General features: G+C 59.8%; 19 protein-coding genes. 9 read left to right on the forward strand and 10 right to left on the reverse strand.

Annotation, left to right across the window (positions count from 1 at the left end; translation table 11 throughout):
- Nucleotides 1-132: 132 nt before the first annotated feature.
- Complete coding sequence (locus AB9L16_RS03990) at nt 133-1,236, forward strand: NADH:flavin oxidoreductase (RefSeq protein WP_375123132.1); 1,104 nt, start codon at nt 133-135, stop codon at nt 1,234-1,236.
- 127 nt (nt 1,237-1,363) lie between these two features.
- On the opposite strand, the gene AB9L16_RS03995 is transcribed toward AB9L16_RS03990, so the two are convergent.
- Nucleotides 1,364-2,563 carry a glycosyltransferase family 4 protein gene (locus AB9L16_RS03995; protein WP_375123133.1) on the reverse strand — a complete coding sequence of 400 codons (1,200 nt, stop codon included), beginning with the start codon at nt 2,561-2,563 and terminating at the stop codon, nt 1,364-1,366.
- Between the two features lie 40 nt (nt 2,564-2,603).
- Nucleotides 2,604-3,356 (reverse strand): sulfate transporter CysZ, encoded by a 753-nt coding sequence (gene cysZ, locus AB9L16_RS04000; protein WP_038861129.1) that lies wholly within the window; start codon nt 3,354-3,356, stop codon nt 2,604-2,606.
- A 313-nt stretch (nt 3,357-3,669) separates the two neighbouring features.
- Between cysZ and trxB the strand changes: the two genes are divergently transcribed.
- Nucleotides 3,670-4,632, forward strand: a complete 963-nt coding sequence (trxB, locus tag AB9L16_RS04005; RefSeq protein WP_016771656.1) for a thioredoxin-disulfide reductase — start codon at nt 3,670-3,672, stop codon at nt 4,630-4,632.
- Between the two features lie 189 nt (nt 4,633-4,821).
- On the opposite strand, the gene AB9L16_RS04010 is transcribed toward trxB, so the two are convergent.
- The 5 genes from AB9L16_RS04010 to AB9L16_RS04030 form a co-directional block, all read right to left on the reverse strand.
- A complete protein-coding gene (locus AB9L16_RS04010; protein WP_305382229.1) occupies nt 4,822-5,160 on the reverse strand; it encodes a HopJ type III effector protein in 339 nt (112 codons plus the stop codon).
- Nucleotides 5,153-5,449, reverse strand: coding sequence for a DUF1244 domain-containing protein (locus tag AB9L16_RS04015; protein ID WP_039759325.1), 297 nt, complete (start codon nt 5,447-5,449; stop codon nt 5,153-5,155). The genes AB9L16_RS04010 and AB9L16_RS04015 overlap by 8 nt, the downstream gene beginning before the upstream one ends.
- 97 nt (nt 5,450-5,546) lie before the next feature.
- Nucleotides 5,547-5,918, reverse strand: coding sequence for a dihydroneopterin triphosphate 2'-epimerase (gene folX / locus AB9L16_RS04020; protein WP_016771653.1), 372 nt, complete (start codon nt 5,916-5,918; stop codon nt 5,547-5,549).
- Between the two features lie 72 nt (nt 5,919-5,990).
- Complete coding sequence (gene folM, locus AB9L16_RS04025) at nt 5,991-6,701, reverse strand: dihydromonapterin reductase (protein WP_375123134.1); 711 nt, start codon at nt 6,699-6,701, stop codon at nt 5,991-5,993.
- A gap of 58 nt (nt 6,702-6,759) precedes the next feature.
- Nucleotides 6,760-7,329, reverse strand: coding sequence for an antibiotic biosynthesis monooxygenase (locus tag AB9L16_RS04030; protein WP_375123135.1), 570 nt, complete (start codon nt 7,327-7,329; stop codon nt 6,760-6,762).
- Between the two features lie 211 nt (nt 7,330-7,540).
- Between AB9L16_RS04030 and AB9L16_RS04035 the strand changes: the two genes are divergently transcribed.
- Complete coding sequence (locus AB9L16_RS04035) at nt 7,541-8,500, forward strand: MerR family transcriptional regulator (protein WP_252878154.1); 960 nt, start codon at nt 7,541-7,543, stop codon at nt 8,498-8,500.
- A 3-nt stretch (nt 8,501-8,503) separates the two neighbouring features.
- On the opposite strand, the gene AB9L16_RS04040 is transcribed toward AB9L16_RS04035, so the two are convergent.
- Nucleotides 8,504-9,109: a hypothetical protein gene (locus AB9L16_RS04040; RefSeq protein ID WP_024011639.1), complete on the reverse strand. Its 606-nt coding sequence runs from the start codon at nt 9,107-9,109 to the stop codon at nt 8,504-8,506.
- A gap of 54 nt (nt 9,110-9,163) precedes the next feature.
- Complete coding sequence (locus AB9L16_RS04045) at nt 9,164-9,640, reverse strand: PAS domain-containing protein (RefSeq protein ID WP_375123136.1); 477 nt, start codon at nt 9,638-9,640, stop codon at nt 9,164-9,166.
- Nucleotides 9,641-9,794: 154 nt separating this feature from the next.
- Here AB9L16_RS04045 and AB9L16_RS04050 point away from each other — a divergent pair, with 154 nt between their 5' ends.
- The 4 genes from AB9L16_RS04050 (at nt 9,795) to AB9L16_RS04065 (ending at nt 13,174) form a co-directional block, all read left to right on the forward strand.
- Complete coding sequence (locus AB9L16_RS04050) at nt 9,795-10,250, forward strand: flavodoxin (RefSeq protein ID WP_041478001.1); 456 nt, start codon at nt 9,795-9,797, stop codon at nt 10,248-10,250.
- 175 nt (nt 10,251-10,425) lie between these two features.
- Nucleotides 10,426-11,208 (forward strand): class II aldolase/adducin family protein, encoded by a 783-nt coding sequence (locus AB9L16_RS04055; protein ID WP_041478002.1) that lies wholly within the window; start codon nt 10,426-10,428, stop codon nt 11,206-11,208.
- Nucleotides 11,208-12,110, forward strand: a complete 903-nt coding sequence (locus AB9L16_RS04060) for an alpha/beta fold hydrolase (RefSeq protein ID WP_236169712.1) — start codon at nt 11,208-11,210, stop codon at nt 12,108-12,110. Before AB9L16_RS04055 ends, AB9L16_RS04060 begins: the two co-directional genes overlap by 1 nt.
- A gap of 152 nt (nt 12,111-12,262) precedes the next feature.
- Nucleotides 12,263-13,174, forward strand: a complete 912-nt coding sequence (locus tag AB9L16_RS04065) for an SDR family oxidoreductase (protein WP_041478004.1) — start codon at nt 12,263-12,265, stop codon at nt 13,172-13,174.
- Nucleotides 13,175-13,429: 255 nt separating this feature from the next.
- Here AB9L16_RS04065 and AB9L16_RS04070 read toward each other — a convergent pair whose 3' ends face one another.
- A complete protein-coding gene (locus AB9L16_RS04070) occupies nt 13,430-14,503 on the reverse strand; it encodes an S-type pyocin domain-containing protein (RefSeq protein ID WP_375123137.1) in 1,074 nt (357 codons plus the stop codon).
- 709 nt (nt 14,504-15,212) lie between these two features.
- On the opposite strand from AB9L16_RS04070, the gene AB9L16_RS04075 reads away from it, so the two are divergent.
- Together AB9L16_RS04075 and AB9L16_RS04080 are read left to right on the forward strand one after the other, a co-directional pair.
- Nucleotides 15,213-17,006, forward strand: a complete 1,794-nt coding sequence (locus tag AB9L16_RS04075) for a DUF1302 domain-containing protein (protein WP_236169711.1) — start codon at nt 15,213-15,215, stop codon at nt 17,004-17,006.
- A 23-nt stretch (nt 17,007-17,029) separates the two neighbouring features.
- Complete coding sequence (locus AB9L16_RS04080) at nt 17,030-18,397, forward strand: DUF1329 domain-containing protein (protein ID WP_039759308.1); 1,368 nt, start codon at nt 17,030-17,032, stop codon at nt 18,395-18,397.
- Nucleotides 18,398-18,508: the final 111 nt, after the last annotated feature.

Genomic DNA, 18,508 nt, shown 5'->3' on the forward strand with positions numbered 1-18,508 from the left:
CGATCTTTTGCTTTTCAATCTTTTGATCCTTAATCACCAAAATCAATAATGCTGTTCAGAGCTCTCGACTCTCAATATTATCGGCGTCATATCGATTCATGCCTGTCGCCAACGTTTTCGTGGAGCCTCTCGATGCCTGTTCAAGCCCTATTCAAACCGTTCCACCTCGGTGCCCTCGAACTGCCGACCCGCGTCGTCATGGCGCCAATGACCCGCTCGTTCTCCCCGGGCGGCGTGCCGAATTCCAAAGTCATCGAGTACTACCGTCGTCGTGCGGCCGCCGGGGTTGGTCTGATCATCACTGAAGGCACCACGGTCGGCCACATCGCGTCCAATGGCTATCCAAACGTGCCGCAGTTTTTCGGTGAAGCGCCGCTGGCCGGCTGGAAAAAAGTTGTCGACGCCGTGCACGCCGAGGGCGGCAAGATCGTCCCGCAACTGTGGCATGTCGGCAGCGTACGTCGCCTCGGCACCGAGCCGGATGCCAGCGTGCCGGGCTACGGTCCGTCGGAAAAACTCAAGGACGGTCAGGTCGTGGTACACGGCATGACCAAGCAGGACATCCAGGACGTGATCGCTGCGTTTGCCCAGGCTGCCAAAGATGCGCAAAGCATCGGTATGGACGGTGTGGAAATCCATGGCGCCCACGGTTATCTGATCGACCAGTTCTTCTGGGAAGGCAGCAATCAGCGCAGCGACGAATACGGTGGCAGCCTGGCCAACCGTTCGCGTTTTGCCATCGAATTGATTCAAGCAGTGCGCGCAGCTGTCGGTGAGGGTTTCCCGATCATCTTCCGCTTCTCGCAGTGGAAGCAGCAGGATTACACCGCGCGTCTGGTACAAACCCCCGAAGCGCTGGGCGAATTTCTCAAGCCGCTGTCCGACGCTGGCGTGGACATTTTCCACTGCTCGACCCGACGCTTCTGGGAGCCGGAGTTCGACGGTTCGGATCTGAACCTTGCTGGCTGGACCCGCAAGCTGACCGGCAAACCGACCATCACCGTGGGCAGCGTCGGCCTGGACGGCGAGTTCCTGCAGTTCATGGTCAACACCGACAAGGTCGCGCAACCGGCCAGCCTGGAAAATCTGCTGGAGCGTCTGAACAAAGAAGAGTTCGACCTGGTAGCAGTGGGCCGCGCGCTGCTGGTCGATCCGGACTGGGCGCAGAAAGTCCGTGAAGGACGTGAGCAGGATATTCTGCCGTTCAGTCGTGAGGCGTTGATGACCCTGGTTTAAGCAGCGCCAGTTCGACCTTTTCGCGAGCAGGCTCGCTCCCACCCTCTACTGCATTTCATATGACGGAATGCGGTGCCCATGTGGGAGCGAGCCTGCTCGCGAACGCTGTTTCTATGTCGACGCAAATCTATGGTTGTGTCTGCGCCCCAGGCACCACCAACTCCCCCACACAAGCCCCCCGCAAATACCCCTCGAATTGCTCGATAATCGCCGCCCAGCCCTGGCGACTGCCATGCTGCCGCGCATTCAGCCGCACACAACGCAACCGTTCATCTTCCTCCAGCAACCACGCCGCCGCTTCGCAAAACGCCTGCTCATCGCCGGGCATTGCCGAAACGCCGTTGTAGCCATGGCGAATATGCTGCGCCGCCGCCGCCTGGTCATAGGCAACAACGCCGAGTCCAGAAGCCAGGGCTTCCAGCACCACATTGCCGAAGGTTTCGGTGAGGCTGGGAAATACAAACAGATCCCCTGAGGCATAGTGCGCCGCCAGTACTTCACCCCGCTGCGCGCCGCAGAAGATCGCTTCCGGCAATTCTTTTTCCAGCGCCGAACGCTGCGGGCCGTCACCGACCACGATCAGCTTCAGATGGCGCTGTGGATAAGTCGCAGACAGGGTTTCAAAGCAGCGTTTGAGCAGGCCCAGATTTTTCTCCGGGGCGAGCCTTCCTACGTGGATGACCGCGATATCCGTGTCAGAGAGCCCCCATTGCTCACGCAACGCGCTCTGACGTTTGCTCGGATGAAACAACTGGCTGTCCACACCCCGCGACAACAACGCCAGCCGCTCGAAATGCCGCCGCTCCAACTCCAGGCGCTGACTGGCGCTCGGCACCAAAGTCATTGCCGAACGATTGTGAAACCAGCGCAGGTAGTGGGTAAGCATCCGCGTCAGCAGACCGAGGCCGTACTGGCTGGTGTATTGCTGGAAGTTGGTGTGAAAGCCGCTCACCACCGCAATCCCCAGGCGCCGTGCGGCGCGCAGTGCTGACAATCCCAGCGGGCCTTCCGTGGCGATGTACAGCACATCGGGGCGCTGGCGTTTCCAGCGCCGCAGCAGTTTATGCATCGACGACTGGCCCCATTGCAGCCCCGGATAGCCCGGCAGCGGCCATCCGCGACACAGCAACAGTGCATCGTCTTCGCTGCGTTGTGGATCACCGGCCTGGCGCGGGCGCACCAGCTCCACCTGATGCCCTCGTGCGCGCAAACCCTCGCACAAGCGGCCAAGGGTATTGGCCACGCCGTTGATTTCCGGTGGGAAGGTTTCGCTGATGAGGGTGATATGTAGAGCTGTCGTCATGACCTCAGTGTCGGCTGAGGCCATGTCGACGTTGTGACATTTGGATGATGGATTTGTGACGCGGTCAGTGCTGTATCACCAGATTTTCGGCACCACGTTCACGCACCCAGAACAACGTCGCCCCGGCTACCGCCGCCGGCATCATCAGGATGTTGACCACCGGAATCAGCAACACCAGATAGACGATCCCGCCAAAACTCATGCTCTGCCAGCGCTTCTGCCGCAGCCAGGCGAGCATCTCGTTCCAGCCGAGTTTGTGGTTGTCCGCCGGGTAGTCGATGTACTGGATGGCCATCATCCACACGCCGAACAGCAGCCATAACGGCGCGGCGACGATATTTACCACCGGGATGAACGAAAGGATGAACAGGCCAATGGCGCGCGGCAGGAAGTAGCCGAGCTTGCGCATTTCCCGGGAGAGGGTGCGCGGGATCATCGCGATCAGTTCGCCCCAGCTGAACGCCGGGAAATCATCGGTGCCGCGCACCACCACTTCAACTTTTTCCGCGAGGAAACCGTTGAACGGTGCGGCAATGATGTTGGCGAGCATGGTGAAGGTGAAAAACACCATCAAGGCCACGAGGACCACGAACAGCGGCCAGAGGATATAGCTGAGGAAACTCAGCCATTCAGGCAACGAGGGCATCAGCGTGTCGACCCACAGGCTGAACTGGTGGCCGGCCAGATAGATCAATCCGACGAACAGCACCAGGTTGATAGCCAGCGGCAACAACACGAACAGGCGCAGGCCAGGGCTCAGGACCAGTTTGAGGCCTTCGCGCAGGTATTGCGGGCCTGACAGAACAGGGGCGGGCATAAGGTGCTCCGAAGCAAGGGAAATCGCGCCGACGTTACCGACTTTGCCCCAGCGGCGAAAGCGCGGCAGAGCAATCGACATTCACTGTAACAAAGAGGTCTATCTCGTCACCGTCTCGGCATAGAGACCACCTATGAGCTGGATTGTTAAACCGTATTTCCTTAATCTTGCCCCCCTCGATACGCTGCACCCAACTTTTTACAGGACTGTCGAGTTCAAGCCTTCCCCAAGGTGTCCACGGTCCTTTTTTATTCCGCCGGCCGTCCGGCGTCCGCGCCAGATTTTTTCATGGCCGGCCAACAGGAGCAGATTCATGTCTGAAGTCCGTCATTCGCGAGTGATCATTCTCGGTTCCGGCCCCGCCGGTTACAGCGCTGCGGTCTACGCGGCCCGCGCCAACCTCAAGCCACTGCTGATTACCGGCATGCAGGCCGGCGGTCAACTGACCACCACCACCGAAGTCGACAACTGGCCGGGTGATGTTCATGGCTTGACCGGTCCGGTGTTGATGGAGCGCATGCGCGAGCACGCCGAGCGTTTCGAGACCGAGATCGTCTTCGATCACATCAACGCCGTGGACTTCGCTGCCAAGCCGTACACCCTGACCGGCGACAGCGCCGTCTATACCTGCGATGCGCTGATCATCGCCACTGGCGCCAGCGCCCGTTACCTGGGCCTGCCGTCGGAAGAAGCGTTCATGGGCAAAGGCGTGTCGGCCTGCGCAACCTGCGACGGTTTCTTCTACCGCAACAAGCCGGTCGCCGTGGTTGGCGGTGGCAACACCGCTGTCGAAGAAGCGCTGTACCTGGCCAACATCGCCAGCACCGTGACTTTGATCCACCGCCGCGAAACCTTCCGCGCCGAGAAGATCCTGATCGACAAGCTCAACGCTCGTGTGGCTGAAGGCAAGATCATTCTCAAGTTGAACGCCAACCTGGACGAAGTCCTCGGCGACAACATGGGCGTGACCGGTGCGCGCCTGCGCAACAACGATGGCAGCTTCGACGAGATCAAAGTCGACGGCGTGTTCATCGCCATCGGCCACACCCCGAACACTTCGCTGTTCGAAGGCCAGTTGACGCTGAAAGACGGTTACCTGGTTGTGCAGGGCGGCCGTGAAGGCAATGCGACGGCCACTAGCGTCGAAGGCATCTTCGCTGCCGGTGACGTGGCTGACCACGTTTACCGTCAGGCCATCACCTCGGCCGGCGCCGGTTGCATGGCGGCACTGGACACCGAGCGTTACCTGGACGGCTTGCAGAACGCCACGTTCTAAGACCGCAGGGCATAAAAAAAACCGGCCAGATTGGCCGGTTTTTTTGTGCCCGAGATTCGCAGTCGCCACGCATCCAGGTGGGAGCGAGCCTGCTCGCGAAGCGGTGTATCAGTCGACATCATCGATGAATGTCAGTCCGTCTTCGCGAGCAGGCTCGCTCCCACAGGTGTTATGTGTGGCTGTTGGGGATCAGCGGCGGGTCAGGGGTTGGGCGCTGAACTTCACCCCGGCCAGGCCGTGCTTGATCAACGCGCGGATATTGCCGTGATCGCTGCCCTCGGGCGTCGCCAGGACCGAACGGTAATGCTCGCCGAAAGCCAGCAGCGCTTCTTCATCGCTCAAGCCTTCCAGCAGTGCCAGACCCAGGGTCTTGCACGAGCCTTCGTTCTGCCCGGCAGCGTTTTCCACGCCGCCGTTGTTGAATGCTTGCGGCTGGTAGTCATAACCGGCGGCGATGAACGCCAGGGTGTCGGCGAAAGCATGCTCGCCACTCTTGAGGCTGGCGCGCAGGGTGTTCAGATCAGTCATTGGGTTTTCCTTTGGCAAACGCTGCTTGCTGCTCGGCGCTGGCTTCTTGCTGGTATTGGGCTTTCCACTCGGCGTAGGGCATGCCGTACACCACTTCGCGGGCGTCATCGAGGCTGACCTCGATCTGACGTTGGTCGGCTTCGGCCTTGTACCATTTCGACAGGCAGTTGCGGCAGAACCCGGCGAGGTTCATCAGGTCGATGTTCTGCACGTCCTTGCGGCTGTCGAGGTGAGCGACCAGTCGGCGAAAGGCGGCGGCTTCGAGTTCCAGGCGTTGTTGCTCGGTCATAAGGGGCTCTTCGAGACAGCTTCAAGCGGCAAGCTACAAGCTGCAAGATTGAATTGTGGGGGGCGTTAGATTAACGCTTACGGCTTGAAGCTTGAAGCTAGCGGCTCGCTGCGAGCGTAATCGATACCGACTCGGCGAAGCGCAGGGCGTGCGGTTTGTCGACTTCGACTTCGGCGTACAGCACCGATGCATTGGTCATCACTAGATCGAGCAATTCCTGAGTCAGGCGTTCGAGCAGGGCGAAGCGGTTGCCTTCGACGTGGGCGATGATCGCTTTGGTGATGGTGCGGTAATTCAGCGCGTGGTCGATGTCGTTGTCACGCACCGCTTCCTGCGCTGCGTACAGAATGGTCAGGTTGATCAGCACATCCTGCTTGTTGAGGATTTCGTCCTCGTTGATGCCGATAAAGGTGCGCAGGCGCAGATCCTTGACCCGGATGCGCGCCATTCCCGGTTGAAGTTGTGGCATTGATTTGCTCCGTCCAGTCTATTGCAGGCGTTCAGGTGGATCTTACTCGACTCGCGGCTGAAGCGGGACGGCCTATTTGACGTGCCGGCCGCCGTTGACGGTCAGGGTCGTGCCGGTGACATAGGGATTGTCGAGCAGATAGCGCAGGCTCTGGTAGATCACCTCGCTGCCGGGCTCGATACCCAAGGCGGACTTGGCCAGCGCCTTGGTGCGGTACGCCGCGTCATCGTCGGGGTTGAACAATAACAGCGCCGGGGCGATGCCGTTGACCTTGATGGCGGGCGCAAAGCGCGCGGCAAACGACAGGGTCAGACTGTCGAGCCCGGCCTTGCTGGCGCAATAACCGATGTGCTTGCTGCTGCCCTTGCGGGTGACGTCGTCGCTGATGTGAATGATGTCGGCAGGTGTCGAGCGTTGCAGCAACCCGGCGCAGTGCAGGTTGATCAGGTAAGGCGCGAGCATGTGAATGTTGAACATGCGATTGAAGGCTTGTGCTTCGCTGCCCTGGGTTTCCGCCAGCCATTCGGAGGCGTTGTGCACAATCGCGCGCAAAGTGTCGGTGTGCGCTTTCAGTGAATCAATGAAGGCCAGTATTCCTGCCTCACTGGAAAAATCCGCGAACAGCGCTGTCGCGCCGAGATCGCGAAGGGCCTGTACGCCCGGTCGCTCGGTGCGGTAAGTGAAAATCAGCGGGTGGCCATCCTCGATCAAGCGCTGCGCGCAGTGCAAACCGACACGCTGGCCGGCGCCGGTGATGAGGATCGGGGCTGCGGAATCTGGCATGGGCGGCTCGCATCGCGGTTGAAGCGAAAACTATAACAGGCTCGCCGCCCGCTGCAGATCAGCGATTCTGCGCCGACGGTGCGCCAGCCAATGGCCTCGTCGGCGTGCTGTTCAACCAGTTCGCCAGCAGACGCGTCGACAACGGGATGAAGAAATACACCATCAGCGGCGTCAGGCACGCCGTGCCGATCAAGATGCGCGGCAACAGGCTCAGCTCAGCGAGGAGCGGGCCGAGGGCAAAGTTGAATATCAGCGACACTGGAAAAAACGCCAGCCAGATCGCCACGGCCTGTTTCCAGCGCGGCGGGCGTTGGCCGGCAGCACCAAACCAGCCTTCAATGCCGCTGACCCGGTGCTCTTTAGGGTGTTCGAACAAATCGCTGCCGCGGTTCAGCCAGGCGGTACGCGACGCCGAGTATTCCCACACGTGCAGGGTCTGCTCATCGACAAAGCGGAAGATAATCTGGAATTCGTTGTCACCGGGCGGTGGCGCGAGGACGCCGGAGCCGAGGTAGCCGGGGAAGTCGGTGGCCAGTTGCTCGCCTTCGCGCAACCATGCAATGAGATCGTGATAGCGGCCATCAGCGACGCGACGCGCTACCATCAACGTAACGGGGGAAGTAGACATTTTGTATCTCCGTATTTCGAGTGCGTCGTTCCGGGTAAGAACTTCGCCTGACGCAGGCCGGGGTAGAGGCCTGCGCTTTACGACAAGCAAGGATTATTCCTGAATTTGCCGATTAAACCAGCCACTTTCGTCGCAGATCACTACTTGAAGGTTTCCAGTCCATCATGTTTAAAATGGGATCCAATGAACCGACATGGAAGTTGACCGCCAGATGCCTGTAAACACGGACACTCGCCCGGCTTCAACAGTACTCGGCACGATCGAGCGCGAAGAGCTGTTTCCCATCCGCGAAGTGGCGCGCCTGACCGGCGTCAACCCGGTGACCCTGCGTGCCTGGGAGCGCCGTTATGGACTCATCCAGCCGACGCGCACCGAAAGCGGGCATCGTTTGTATTCAATGAACGATATCGAGCGCGTGCGCAGCATTGTCGACTGGATCGATCGCGGCGTGGCCGTGAGCAAAGTCGGCAAGATCCTGGCGAAGACAGAGCCTCTGAAGGTGCTGGCAAACTTTATCCCCGATGACCATGTGCAGGCTGATTACAAGCAATGGCAGGAGCAGGTTCAGCAGGCGGTCAGTGCGTTCGACGATCAGCAGCTGGATCGCGTCTACGGGCAGATTTTCTCGTCGTACGCGCTGCCGGTGGTGTTCGAAGCCATTCTGATGCCGTTGTGGCGTCAACTGCTGCAGCGCCAGGACGCTTTCGGGCAAACCAGCGAATGGTTGTTTCTCGACGGATTTCTCAGGGTGCGTGTACTGCAGCGCATTGTCATGTTGCGGGGTGCGCAACCGCGCCGGGTGATTGTCAGCGCGCTCGCGGGGCAGTGCAGAGAGCTTGAGTTGCTGGTCGCGGCGTTGTTTCTCAGCGGCAACGACTCTGGCGTGCGGGTGCTGACCACGGGCCAGCCGTTCGATGAACTGACGCTGGTCTGCGAAAAGGTCAAGCCTGACGCACTTGTGTTGTTTTCCAATCATGCCCCCGGTCCAGAGCTGCCCCGGCGCCTGAATCGTCTGGCACTGAGCCTCGATTGCCAATTGATGTTGGCCGGCGATGCCTCGGAACTGGCCGAAGACAGTCTGGCCGGTTCATCCGTTGCATGTCTGGGGAATGAGGGCGCAACGATGCGTCAACGCATGAAGCAATTCATGGCAGGCAAGCTGGATACCTGAGACTCAGGCGTGCAGGGCGGGGTGGGTCAGGCGATGCTGTTGAAGGATGAACTGGCGCAGGCGCTCGGTTTCGTCGGCATCGGTCTGGCTCAGTTCGTAAGCGAAGAAACCTTGCTCGGTTTCACGCTCGAAATGGCCGCGCAACGAGATGCGCTCATAACCGGAAGGGCTGAACCACAGGGCGAAATGTTTCGGTGGTTTGGTCTTGTTGCGCACTTCCAGCAACACACCTTTGTGCGACACCTCGTGCACCCACAGCGTGCCGGGCTGGCCTTTGGCGTTTTCCAATGCCACCGGCTCTTCCAATACCAGGCGCCACGGCCGCACCATCGGGCCATCTTCATAGATGCTCGGCACCCCGAGACGCAGATGCAGTGCGTGGAACTCGTCTTCCACCAGATGCAGCGGGAAAGTCATCTGCTGATTTTCGAAGTTGGCCTGGATCGTCACCTGCTCGTGAGCAGCCAGACGTGTCAGCAGGTCACGGATCTGCGAACCACCATTAACCAGCAGACTCGACGTCGCATCCCGCACGTTCAGTTGCGGGTTGTGCTGCATTGTCTGGATGAAATCCAGCTCGTCCTGGGTGAGGAGGGCGTCGCGCTGCATGGCTAACTCGAAGTGAATAGTTACAAAGTCATTGGTGATTGTAGTTAATGACCGTCAGTTCGCGGTTTTGTTTGCGCCGTTCGTCGCTTTGAGTGCCGCCAGCTCGCTTTGCAGCGCCGCCACTTGAGCTTCCAGCTGCGCAACCCGCTGCTGCGCCTTGACCTGAACCGTTACATCCTTCTGCACGCCGATGAAATAAGTCTGCCCGTCCTCGGCATTCTTTACCGTCGACAATGACAATTCGTTCCAGAACGGCGTGCCATCCTTGCGGTAGTTGCGCAGAACCTCACGACACGAGCCGCCTTCGCGCAATGTGTCGCGAATCGGTTGCAGACTGAGTTGATCACGGTCCCCAGCCTGGAGGAAACGACAGTCCTGATAAAGGATCTCTTCGCTGCTATAACCGGTCATGCGCTCAAAGGCGGGGTTGACGTAGATAAGAATGTTATCTCGGTCACCTTCCTTTTCGGCGACGACGATTCCTTCGTTTGAAGCATTGATCACCATTTGCAGCAGACGGGCGTTGATCATCCGAGAATCCCTTCCGTTATGTCAGTGGCAGGCATTCTAGAAGAAAGCCGCGGACTGTCTATAGGCCATCAGCTTCCATTGAGAGCCAATCGCAACTTCGCAGCATGGGCTGTTACTATCGCGGCTCTTTTTTTTCAGTTCCAGGATCAGATTGATGAAAGTCGCCATCCTCTCAGGTTCAGTCTACGGCACCGCCGAAGAAGTCGCCCGCCACGCCCAGAACCTGCTGAAAGCCGCCGGCTTTGAAACCTTCTACAACTCGCGGGCCGCGCTGGCCGATATTCAGGCGTTCGCTCCTGAGGCTCTTTTGGCCGTCACTTCGACCACTGGCATGGGCGAGCTGCCGGACAACCTGCAACCGTTGTATTCGATGCTGCGCGATCAGTTGCCTGCTTCGTTGCGGGGCCTGCCCGGCGCGGTGATTGCGCTCGGTGACGCCAGCTACGGCGACACCTTCTGCGGCGGTGGCGAGCAGATGCGCGAACTGTTTGCCGAACTGGGCGTAAACGAGGTTCAGGAAATGCTGCGCATCGACGCCAGCGAAAGCGTCACGCCGGAAACCGATGCCGAGCCGTGGCTGGCGCAGTTGATTGAAGCGCTCAAAGGCTGATTGCGGGCAATAATCGCTGCACCTTATAAGCGTTGTTGCATTGCAACGGATCCAGGCTGTTTGCCCGGCTGACTCGTTCAGTCATCAAGCTGGCTGCCAATGCAACTACGCGATGCCCTGCGCCTGACTAGACTGCTGACACGAGCAGAACAAGAAGAACGCAGAGGTGCATACAGTGAGCGTAGCCCCCGTCCAATCGTCGCCGAACGTCAAAGATCAGGTCAGCGCTGCCGAGTGGCAGACCCGCGTTGATCTTGCCGCCTGTTACCGTCTGGTCGCGCTGCACGGCTGGGACGATCTGATCTTCACGCATATCTCGGCCAAGGTGCCCGGCACTGAAGATTTCCTGATCAATCCGTTTGGCCTGATGTTCCACGAGATTACCGCCTCAAGCCTGGTGAAAGTCGATCAGGCCGGCAACAAACTCATGGACAGCCCCTACGAAATCAACCCCGCCGGCTATACCATTCACAGCGCCGTCCACGAGGTGCGCCACGATGTGGTTTGTGTGCTGCATACGCACACCGCGTCAGGCGTTGCGGTGTCGGCGCAAAGGCAGGGGGTGTTGCCGATCAGTCAACAGTCGTTGTTCGTGTTGTCGAGCCTGGCCTATCACGCCTACGAGGGCGTGGCCCTGAATCATGAAGAAAAGGCGCGCCTGCAAGCCGATCTCGGCGACAACAGTTTCCTCATGCTGCACAACCACGGTCTGCTCACCTGCGGCGGGACTATCGCCGACACTTTTCTGATGATGTTCACTTTCCAGCGGGCCTGCGACATTCAGGTCATGGCGCAGACTGGAGGGACCGAACTGATCGCCATCGAACCGCAGATTCTCGCCGGCGCCAAAGCGATGATTGCCGGCGTCACCAAGAGCGCGCAGGGCATGGGCGGCGCGCTGGCGTGGCCGGCGCTGCTGCGCAAACTCGACCTGCAGGATCCGGGGTATAAATTCTAATGCCACTTGCCGAGATTCCTTTGTGTGTCTGGCGCAAGCGCAGCCGGACTTTTGTCTTTCGTGGCCAGTCGATCCGCTACTGGACAGTCGGGCAGGGTGAACCGTTGCTGTTGATTCACGGTTTCCCCACCGCCAGTTGGGATTGGCATTACCTGTGGCAGCCACTGGCCCAGCGTTATCAGGTGATCGCCTGCGATATGCTCGGTTTCGGCGATTCGGCGAAACCGCGCAATCACACCTATAGCCTGCTGGAACAGGCCGATCTGCAACAGGCGCTGCTCGCCCATCTGCAGGTTGAACAAGCGGTGCATATTCTTGCCCACGACTATGGCGACAGCGTTGCTCAGGAACTGCTCGCGCGGCACTACGAAAAGCGCATTGAAGTGGCCAGTTGCGTATTCCTTAATGGCGGTCTGTTTCCGGAAACCCATCGTCCGCTGCTGATGCAGAAACTGCTGCTCAGCCCGATTGGCTGGCTGCTTGGTCGCGCATTCAGTCGTGAGGCGTTGGTCAAAGGTTTCCGGCAGATCTTCGGCCCGCAGACCCAGCCAAGTGAAAGCGAGCTGGATGATTACTGGAGTCTGGTCGACAGCAACCACGGCCCGCGCATCCTGCATAAATTGATCACTTACATTCCCGAGCGCCGGGTGCAACGTGAGCGCTGGGTGACGGCCATGCAGCAGGGTGACATTCCCTTGCGGGTGATCGATGGCGCATTTGACCCGATCTCCGGCGTGCACATGGTCGAGCGATATCGCGAACTGATCCCTGATGCAGACACCGTGCTCTTACCCGGCATTGGCCACTATCCGCAAACCGAGGCGCCGGTGCTGGTACTCAAGCACTATCTGGCGTTCCGCGATCGTCTGGTATTGCCTCCGCGCAAAGTGGCGTACTCCTGATTCTCGCCGAGAGCACGGGCTCTCGGCGTCCTGACACTCGATCATCCCTCAGCCTTATCGCGCACCATTCAGCCGCAGCCGTGTTCGTTGTGACCCAAAGCGCCGTGCCTGACACTCGGGGCAATATCCCTTGGCCTGCTGGAGTTGCCGCGATGAATGAACCTGTGCGTTTCGAAGATAAAGTCGTGATAGTGACCGGCGCCGGTGGCGGCCTCGGTCGTGCGCATGCGCTGCTGTTCGCCAGACAGGGCGCCAAAGTGCTGGTCAACGATCTCGGTGGCTCGACGCAGGGCGAGGGCGCCAACGCTTCGGCTGCCGACCGCGTAGTGGCGCAAATCCGCGAGGCCGGCGGTATTGCCGAAGCCAACCACGACTCGGTGACTGACGGCGACAAACTGGTACAGAACGCCCTTGATGCCTTCGGCCGCGTCGACGTCGTAGTCAACAACGCCGGGATCCTGCGCGACAAGTCGTTTCACAAGATGGACGACGCCGACTGGGATCTGGTCTATCGCGTCCACGTCGAAGGCGCCTACAAGGTTACCCGTGCCGCTTGGCCGCATCTGCGCGAGCAAAACTACGGTCGCGTGATTTTCACTGCATCGACTTCAGGCATCTATGGCAATTTCGGCCAATCCAACTACGGCATGGCCAAACTCGGGCTGTACGGGTTGACCCGAACGCTGGCGATCGAAGGACGCAAGAACAACATTCTGGTCAACGCCATCGCCCCGACCGGCGGCACGCGCATGACCGAGGGCCTGATCCCGCCGCAAGTATTCGAGCAACTGAAGCCGGAACTGGTCAGCCCGCTGGTGGTGTATCTGGCCAGCGAGCAATGCCAGGAAACGTCCGGCCTGTTCGAAGTCGGCGGCGGCTGGATGGGCAAGGTGCGCTGGGAGCGCAGCCTCGGTGCCGGCTTCGATCCGCGCGAGGGGTTCTCGCCGGAAGACGTCGCGGCGCACTGGCAGCAGATTTGTGATTTCGAAGGGGCGGCGCATCCGAAGGACAATATTGAAGCGTTGAAGGAAATGATGGCGAATTTGCAGAAGTATTCGATTTGAAGGTAACGGAGCCACCAGCCTTCGCGGCTGGTGGCTCCAGTTTTCAAATGTATCTTTGTTCTGTCATGAACTTGGGCGGCTTCCAGTTAGGTCCTTTGATAGCGAGGCCCTTTTCCCCCTCCAGCAAAATCCCGGCAGCGAAGAGCCGAGAGTACGACGCTTCCAGGGTCCCATACTCGTTGATCAGGTCTCGATTGTGGCGTCTGATCATCATGTCCAGATGTGGCGTTGCCTGAAGTAACGCGAACACAGTGACTATGTCATTTCATCTCCAGTCTCGTCTGGGTTGAAACCACGCCCGCTGTGCTTTCCCTTTTCGGTTGCCCCCTCATAAGGACTACTGAACACCACATAAAGCGGCTCTATCCCCGAATCAGCCGGAAACACGATGATGAATCGATCCCAGCCTTCGACCAGGATCGGGTTCAGATCCAGCAGCCCTTCAACCGGAAAAATGGAAGCGCCGGAATAGGCGGGCGAATCGGTATCCGCTATTGGCAAGGCGGTCGATTGGTCTCCCGGCGAGATAGCCGGAGTCCAGGTCAGCAAGTCGGTGGGCGAGTTCGATAGCGCGATCTTGTATAAGTCGTTGACCAGATCGTATGCGGCATTGAGAACCAGCACACTTGAGCGAATATGGAAGTCATCGCTCATAGCGACGAACACTTGCGTGCCAGCCCCGAGTCGCCTGACCCCTAGCCCGACCTGCATCTCCAAAGTGCCCTGCCGGTCTGCGATTTCACGCAGCGTCTCGGCCGGCTCGGACGACAACTCGGCCAGTGGAACGCTCATCGCAAAGCGTTCGCCGTTGCCCAGAGGTGACGGCATCAACAGTGCTGCGAATCCCATCAGTACCGGACTGCCGAACAGCGCCGTGCCCGTCGCTGTCAGGGTCGCTTTTGCCGTACGTAACGCATTGAGTATTCCCGCCGAGGTGGCCGGGCTGAGCGGGACGGCTGTCGAAGCGAAAGAAACGGCCGGGCCGTTGCGGGCCACTGCTCCATAAGCCGGAAAGACATGCTTGCGTTCCTCCTGTAACCGAGCCTGTTCTGCCGCATTGGCCAGCGCCGCTGCTTCAGCTTTGGCTTGTGCCTCGGCCTGGGCGATTTTCAACGCAGCCAGCCGCTCTTTCTCCCGAGCTTCAGCCTCAGCATTCAGGCGCGCGGTCTCAGCCGCCAGTCGAGCCTGTTCGGCATCCCGACGCTGTTTCTCCGCCAACGCGGCCAGACGCGCCTGTTCGCGTACGCGGATTTCTTCCTGCTCTCGGCGCACCGCTTCGGCAATGTCACGCTGGCGCGGATCCAGTTCTAACGGTGGAGGCTTTGGCATATTCATATCCTTGTGAATGTGCGTTTTCACTCGCTCGAAAGTGCGCACGGGTGGCGATGACATCCGTGTCACCAGCGAATGGTTGAGGTGTTTCAAGTTACATCAGAGTGGCGGTAATCAAATCCGAGAAGCCCGTCGGTAACAGGGCGTTATGTCGAAAGGGTTTTCGCGGGTTTTCATCGATGCAGAGGGAATTCGTCCGAGCTTCGAAGAAATGTCTGACGCGCTGATCGGAAGCGCTCCCGAACCGCTAACCAGCCTTTTTAAACGCCCATAAAAAAGGCCGCTGCAAACGCAGCGGCCAAGGTAAGACGTTGGATCAAGGAGCTACAAATCAACGTCAGTGAACACCGGGGCGGTAAACCGAAAACATCGATTCATCCAGAATCTGTAGCCAGTCGCTCGCGATTCAGCGTGGCGAGCTTGGCGCTTTGCGGCGTGTGCCGGGGAAGCGCGCTCAGAATAAGGTCTCAAGCCTGTAGGAAAAATACCGATTCCAGACATGCACTGTTACGGGGCGCGCAACAGTGGCGTGCGCATGGATGGCGCTGATGACGCGCTATCCAGCCAGTCCATGAACCGCCCCAGGCCCCGCCGTACAAGGCCATTCATCCTTTCGAGCGACAACGCAAATACCTCCTTGGTGCGCTTATCGACCGCTTCACCCGGCAGTAGGGTGGGGCCTTCTGTCACTCACCGGGGAAGACGCATGACAAAAACAACAATGCGCGCCATCTTCACACCGCAGGCGCTGGCCGCTGCGGTGGCTCTGGGTTGCGGCGCCCAGGCGCACGCGGTCGCCTTCAATATCGGCGAAATCGAAGGCACCTTCGACTCGTCACTTTCGGTCGGCGCGAGCTGGGGCCTGCGCGATGCCGACAACTCGCTGGTCGGCACGGTCAATGGCGGCAGCGGACAATCGTCCACCGGTGATGACGGGCGCCTGAATTTCAAGAAGGGCGAAACCTTTTCGAAGATCTTCAAGGGCATCCATGACCTCGAACTGAAGTACGGCGATACCGGCGTGTTTGTGCGGGGCAAATACTGGTACGACTTCGAACTCAAGGACGAAGACCGCGAGTTCAAACAGATCAGCGACAGCGGCCGCAAGGAAGGCGCCAAGTCTTCCGGCGCGCAGATCCTCGATGCCTTCGTCTATCACAACTACGCCATCGCCGATTTGCCCGGCACCGTGCGGGCCGGCAAGCAGGTGGTGAGCTGGGGTGAAAGTACCTTCATCGGCAACTCGATCAACAGCATCAACCCGGTCGACGTCTCGGCATTCCGCCGTCCCGGTGCCGAGATCAAGGAAGGCCTGATTCCGGTGAACATGCTGTTTGGCTCGCAGAGCCTGACCGACAAACTCTCGGTCGAAGGCTTCTACCAACTGGAGTGGGACCAGACCGTTCTCGACAACTGCGGCACGTTCTTCGGCGTCGACGTGGCGGCGGACGGTTGCAACAACGGCTACACCGTCGGCAGCCCAGCGGTGGCGCCACTGGTGCCGCTGACCACCGCGTTCGGCCAAGGCATCCAGGTCACCCGCGAGGGCGTGGTGATCCCCCGTGGCGGCGATCGTGATGCGCGCGATTCCGGGCAGTGGGGCACGGCGCTGCGCTGGCTCGGCGACGACACCGAGTACGGCCTCTACTTCATGAACTACCACAGCCGTACGCCGACGGTCGGCACCACCACGGCGGGGCTGTCGACACTGGCGGCGTTGCCAGGCATGGTCGGCATTGCGAACGGCCTTGCGCCTGGCAGCGGTGCGGGGCTGGCGCAGAGCGTGATGCTCGGGCGCGGTCAGTATTACCTCGAATATCCGGAAGACATTCGCCTGTACGGCGCGAGTTTCTCCACCACCCTGCCCACCGGCACCGCATGGACCGGCGAGATCAGCTACCGGCCGAACGCGCCGGTGCAGGTCAACACCAACGATCTCACCCTGGCGCTGGTCAACCCGATTGCCGGCGGCACCGCATCGCCACTCGCCACTTCGCCGGGTGCCGACAACAAAGGCTACCGGCGCAAGGAAGTCACGCAAATCCAAAGCACCCTCACGCACTTCTTCGATCAGGTGCTCGGCGCCGAACGCCTGACCGTGGTCGGCGAAGCAGCGGTGGTGCATGTCGGTGGTCTGGAGTCACGCAGTGAGCTGCGTTATGGCCGTGATTCGGTCTACGGCCAGTACGGTTTCGGCGGCGACACCGACGGTTTCGTCACCTCGACCTCGTGGGGCTATCGCGCCCGGGCGATTCTCGATTACGCCAACGTCATCGGCGGGATCAACCTCAAGCCCAACCTGTCGTGGTCGCACGACGTCGCCGGTTACGGCCCCAACGGACTGTTCAACGAAGGTGCGAAAGCCATCAGCTTCGGCGTCGATGCCGACTACCGCAACACCTACACCGCGAGCCTGAGTTACACCGACTTTTTCGGTGGCGACTACAACGTCCTCGAAGACCGTGACTTCGTGGCCCTGAGCTTCGGCGTGAACTTCTGATCTGCCCGAGAAGGATGACTGCAATGCGCAAAACGATTCTGCAATGTGGCGTGCTGGCCTTGAGTCTGCTGGCCGCCAACGTGATGGCGGCGGTGTCGCCGGATGAAGCGAACAAGCTCGGCACCAGCCTGACCCCGCTCGGCGCCGAGAAGGCCGGCAATGCGGACGGTTCGATTCCGGCCTGGACCGGCGGCATCCCGAAAAACGCCGGTGCGGTGGACAGCAAGGGCTTCCTCGCCGACCCGTTTGCCAACGAAAAACCGCTGTTCACCATCACCGCCGCGAACGTCGAGCAGTACAAAAGCAAGCTCTCCGATGGCCAGGTGGCGATGTTCAAACGCTACCCGGAAACCTACAAGATTCCGGTCTACCCGACCCACCGCACTGTGGGCGCGCCGGCGGAAATCTATGAGTCGGCCAAGCGCAGCGCGCTGAACGTCAACGCAATCAACGACGGCAACGGCCTGGCCAATTTCACCGGCAACCGCTACTACGCCTTCCCGATTCCGAAGAATGGCGTCGAGGTGCTGTGGAACCACATCACCCGCTACCACGGTGGCAATCTGCGGCGGATCATTACCCAGGTCACGCCGCAGACCAACGGCAGCTACACGCCGATCCGCTTCGAAGAAGAGATCGCCGTGCCGCAACTGATGAAAGACATCGACCCGGAAAAAGCCGCCAACGTGCTGACCTTCTTCAAGCAATCGGTGACCGCCCCGGCGCGGCTGGCCGGTAACGTGCTGCTGGTGCACGAAACCCTCGATCAGGTGAAGGAACCGCGTCTGGCGTGGATCTATAACGCCGGTCAGCGCCGGGTCCGGCGCGCGCCGCAAGTGGCCTATGACGGCCCGGGTACAGCGGCCGATGGCCTGAGGACTTCCGACAACTTCGACATGTTCTCCGGTGCTCCGGATCGCTATGACTGGAAACTGGTCGGCAAGAAGGAAATGTACATTCCCTACAACAGCTACAAGCTCGACTCGCCGAAGCTCAAGTACGACGACATCGTCAAGGCCGGGCACATCAATCAGGACCTGACCCGTTACGAACTGCACCGCGTCTGGGAAGTGATCGGCACGGTGAAACCGAACGAGCGGCACATCTACGCCAAGCGCCATATGTACATCGACGAGGACAGCTGGCAAGTGGCACTGGCCGATCACTACGACGGTCGCGGGCAACTGTGGCGCGTTGCCGAAGGTCACGCGCAGTACTACTACGATCATCAGGCTCAGGCTTACACGCTGGAAGCGCTCTACGACATCATTGCCGGCCGCTACATTGCGTTGGGCATGAAGAACGAAGAGAAGCACAGCTTCGAATTCGGTTTTGAAGCCAAGGCTGCCGATTACACACCTTCGGCCCTGCGCGCCGAGGGCGTGCGCTAACGGCTCTGCTGTACCGCTGGACAAAAGGCGACCGCACGGTCGCCTTTTTTATGGCCATCAATCAGCGTGCTGAATACTCGTCAACAAGGGCGCGGGAGAGGGCTAGGGTGA

Origin of the sequence: Pseudomonas sp. LW8, assembly GCF_041956865.1 — a bacterium.
Lineage (GTDB): Bacteria > Pseudomonadota > Gammaproteobacteria > Pseudomonadales > Pseudomonadaceae > Aquipseudomonas > Aquipseudomonas siliginis.

Excerpts from the sequence above, each read along its gene's own strand:
- cysZ (WP_038861129.1), bottom strand. The coding sequence starts at position 3,356 with ATGCCCGCCCCTGTTCTGTCAGGCCCGCAATACCTGCGCGAAGGCCTC.
- AB9L16_RS04050 (WP_041478001.1), top strand. The coding sequence starts at position 9,795 with ATGAAAGTCGCCATCCTCTCAGGTTCAGTCTACGGCACCGCCGAAGAA.
- folX (WP_016771653.1), bottom strand. The coding sequence starts at position 5,918 with ATGCCACAACTTCAACCGGGAATGGCGCGCATCCGGGTCAAGGATCTG.
- AB9L16_RS04070 (WP_375123137.1), bottom strand. The coding sequence starts at position 14,503 with ATGCCAAAGCCTCCACCGTTAGAACTGGATCCGCGCCAGCGTGACATT.
- AB9L16_RS04010 (WP_305382229.1), bottom strand. The coding sequence starts at position 5,160 with ATGACTGATCTGAACACCCTGCGCGCCAGCCTCAAGAGTGGCGAGCAT.
- AB9L16_RS04030 (WP_375123135.1), bottom strand. The coding sequence starts at position 7,329 with ATGTCTACTTCCCCCGTTACGTTGATGGTAGCGCGTCGCGTCGCTGAT.
- AB9L16_RS04060 (WP_236169712.1), top strand. The coding sequence starts at position 11,208 with ATGCCACTTGCCGAGATTCCTTTGTGTGTCTGGCGCAAGCGCAGCCGG.
- folM (WP_375123134.1), bottom strand. The coding sequence starts at position 6,701 with ATGCCAGATTCCGCAGCCCCGATCCTCATCACCGGCGCCGGCCAGCGT.
- AB9L16_RS03995 (WP_375123133.1), bottom strand. The coding sequence starts at position 2,563 with ATGGCCTCAGCCGACACTGAGGTCATGACGACAGCTCTACATATCACC.
- AB9L16_RS03990 (WP_375123132.1), top strand. The coding sequence starts at position 133 with ATGCCTGTTCAAGCCCTATTCAAACCGTTCCACCTCGGTGCCCTCGAA.
- trxB (WP_016771656.1), top strand. The coding sequence starts at position 3,670 with ATGTCTGAAGTCCGTCATTCGCGAGTGATCATTCTCGGTTCCGGCCCC.
- AB9L16_RS04080 (WP_039759308.1), top strand. The coding sequence starts at position 17,030 with ATGCGCAAAACGATTCTGCAATGTGGCGTGCTGGCCTTGAGTCTGCTG.
- AB9L16_RS04045 (WP_375123136.1), bottom strand. The coding sequence starts at position 9,640 with ATGATCAACGCCCGTCTGCTGCAAATGGTGATCAATGCTTCAAACGAA.
- AB9L16_RS04075 (WP_236169711.1), top strand. The coding sequence starts at position 15,213 with ATGACAAAAACAACAATGCGCGCCATCTTCACACCGCAGGCGCTGGCC.
- AB9L16_RS04035 (WP_252878154.1), top strand. The coding sequence starts at position 7,541 with ATGCCTGTAAACACGGACACTCGCCCGGCTTCAACAGTACTCGGCACG.
- AB9L16_RS04015 (WP_039759325.1), bottom strand. The coding sequence starts at position 5,449 with ATGACCGAGCAACAACGCCTGGAACTCGAAGCCGCCGCCTTTCGCCGA.
- AB9L16_RS04065 (WP_041478004.1), top strand. The coding sequence starts at position 12,263 with ATGAATGAACCTGTGCGTTTCGAAGATAAAGTCGTGATAGTGACCGGC.
- AB9L16_RS04040 (WP_024011639.1), bottom strand. The coding sequence starts at position 9,109 with ATGCAGCGCGACGCCCTCCTCACCCAGGACGAGCTGGATTTCATCCAG.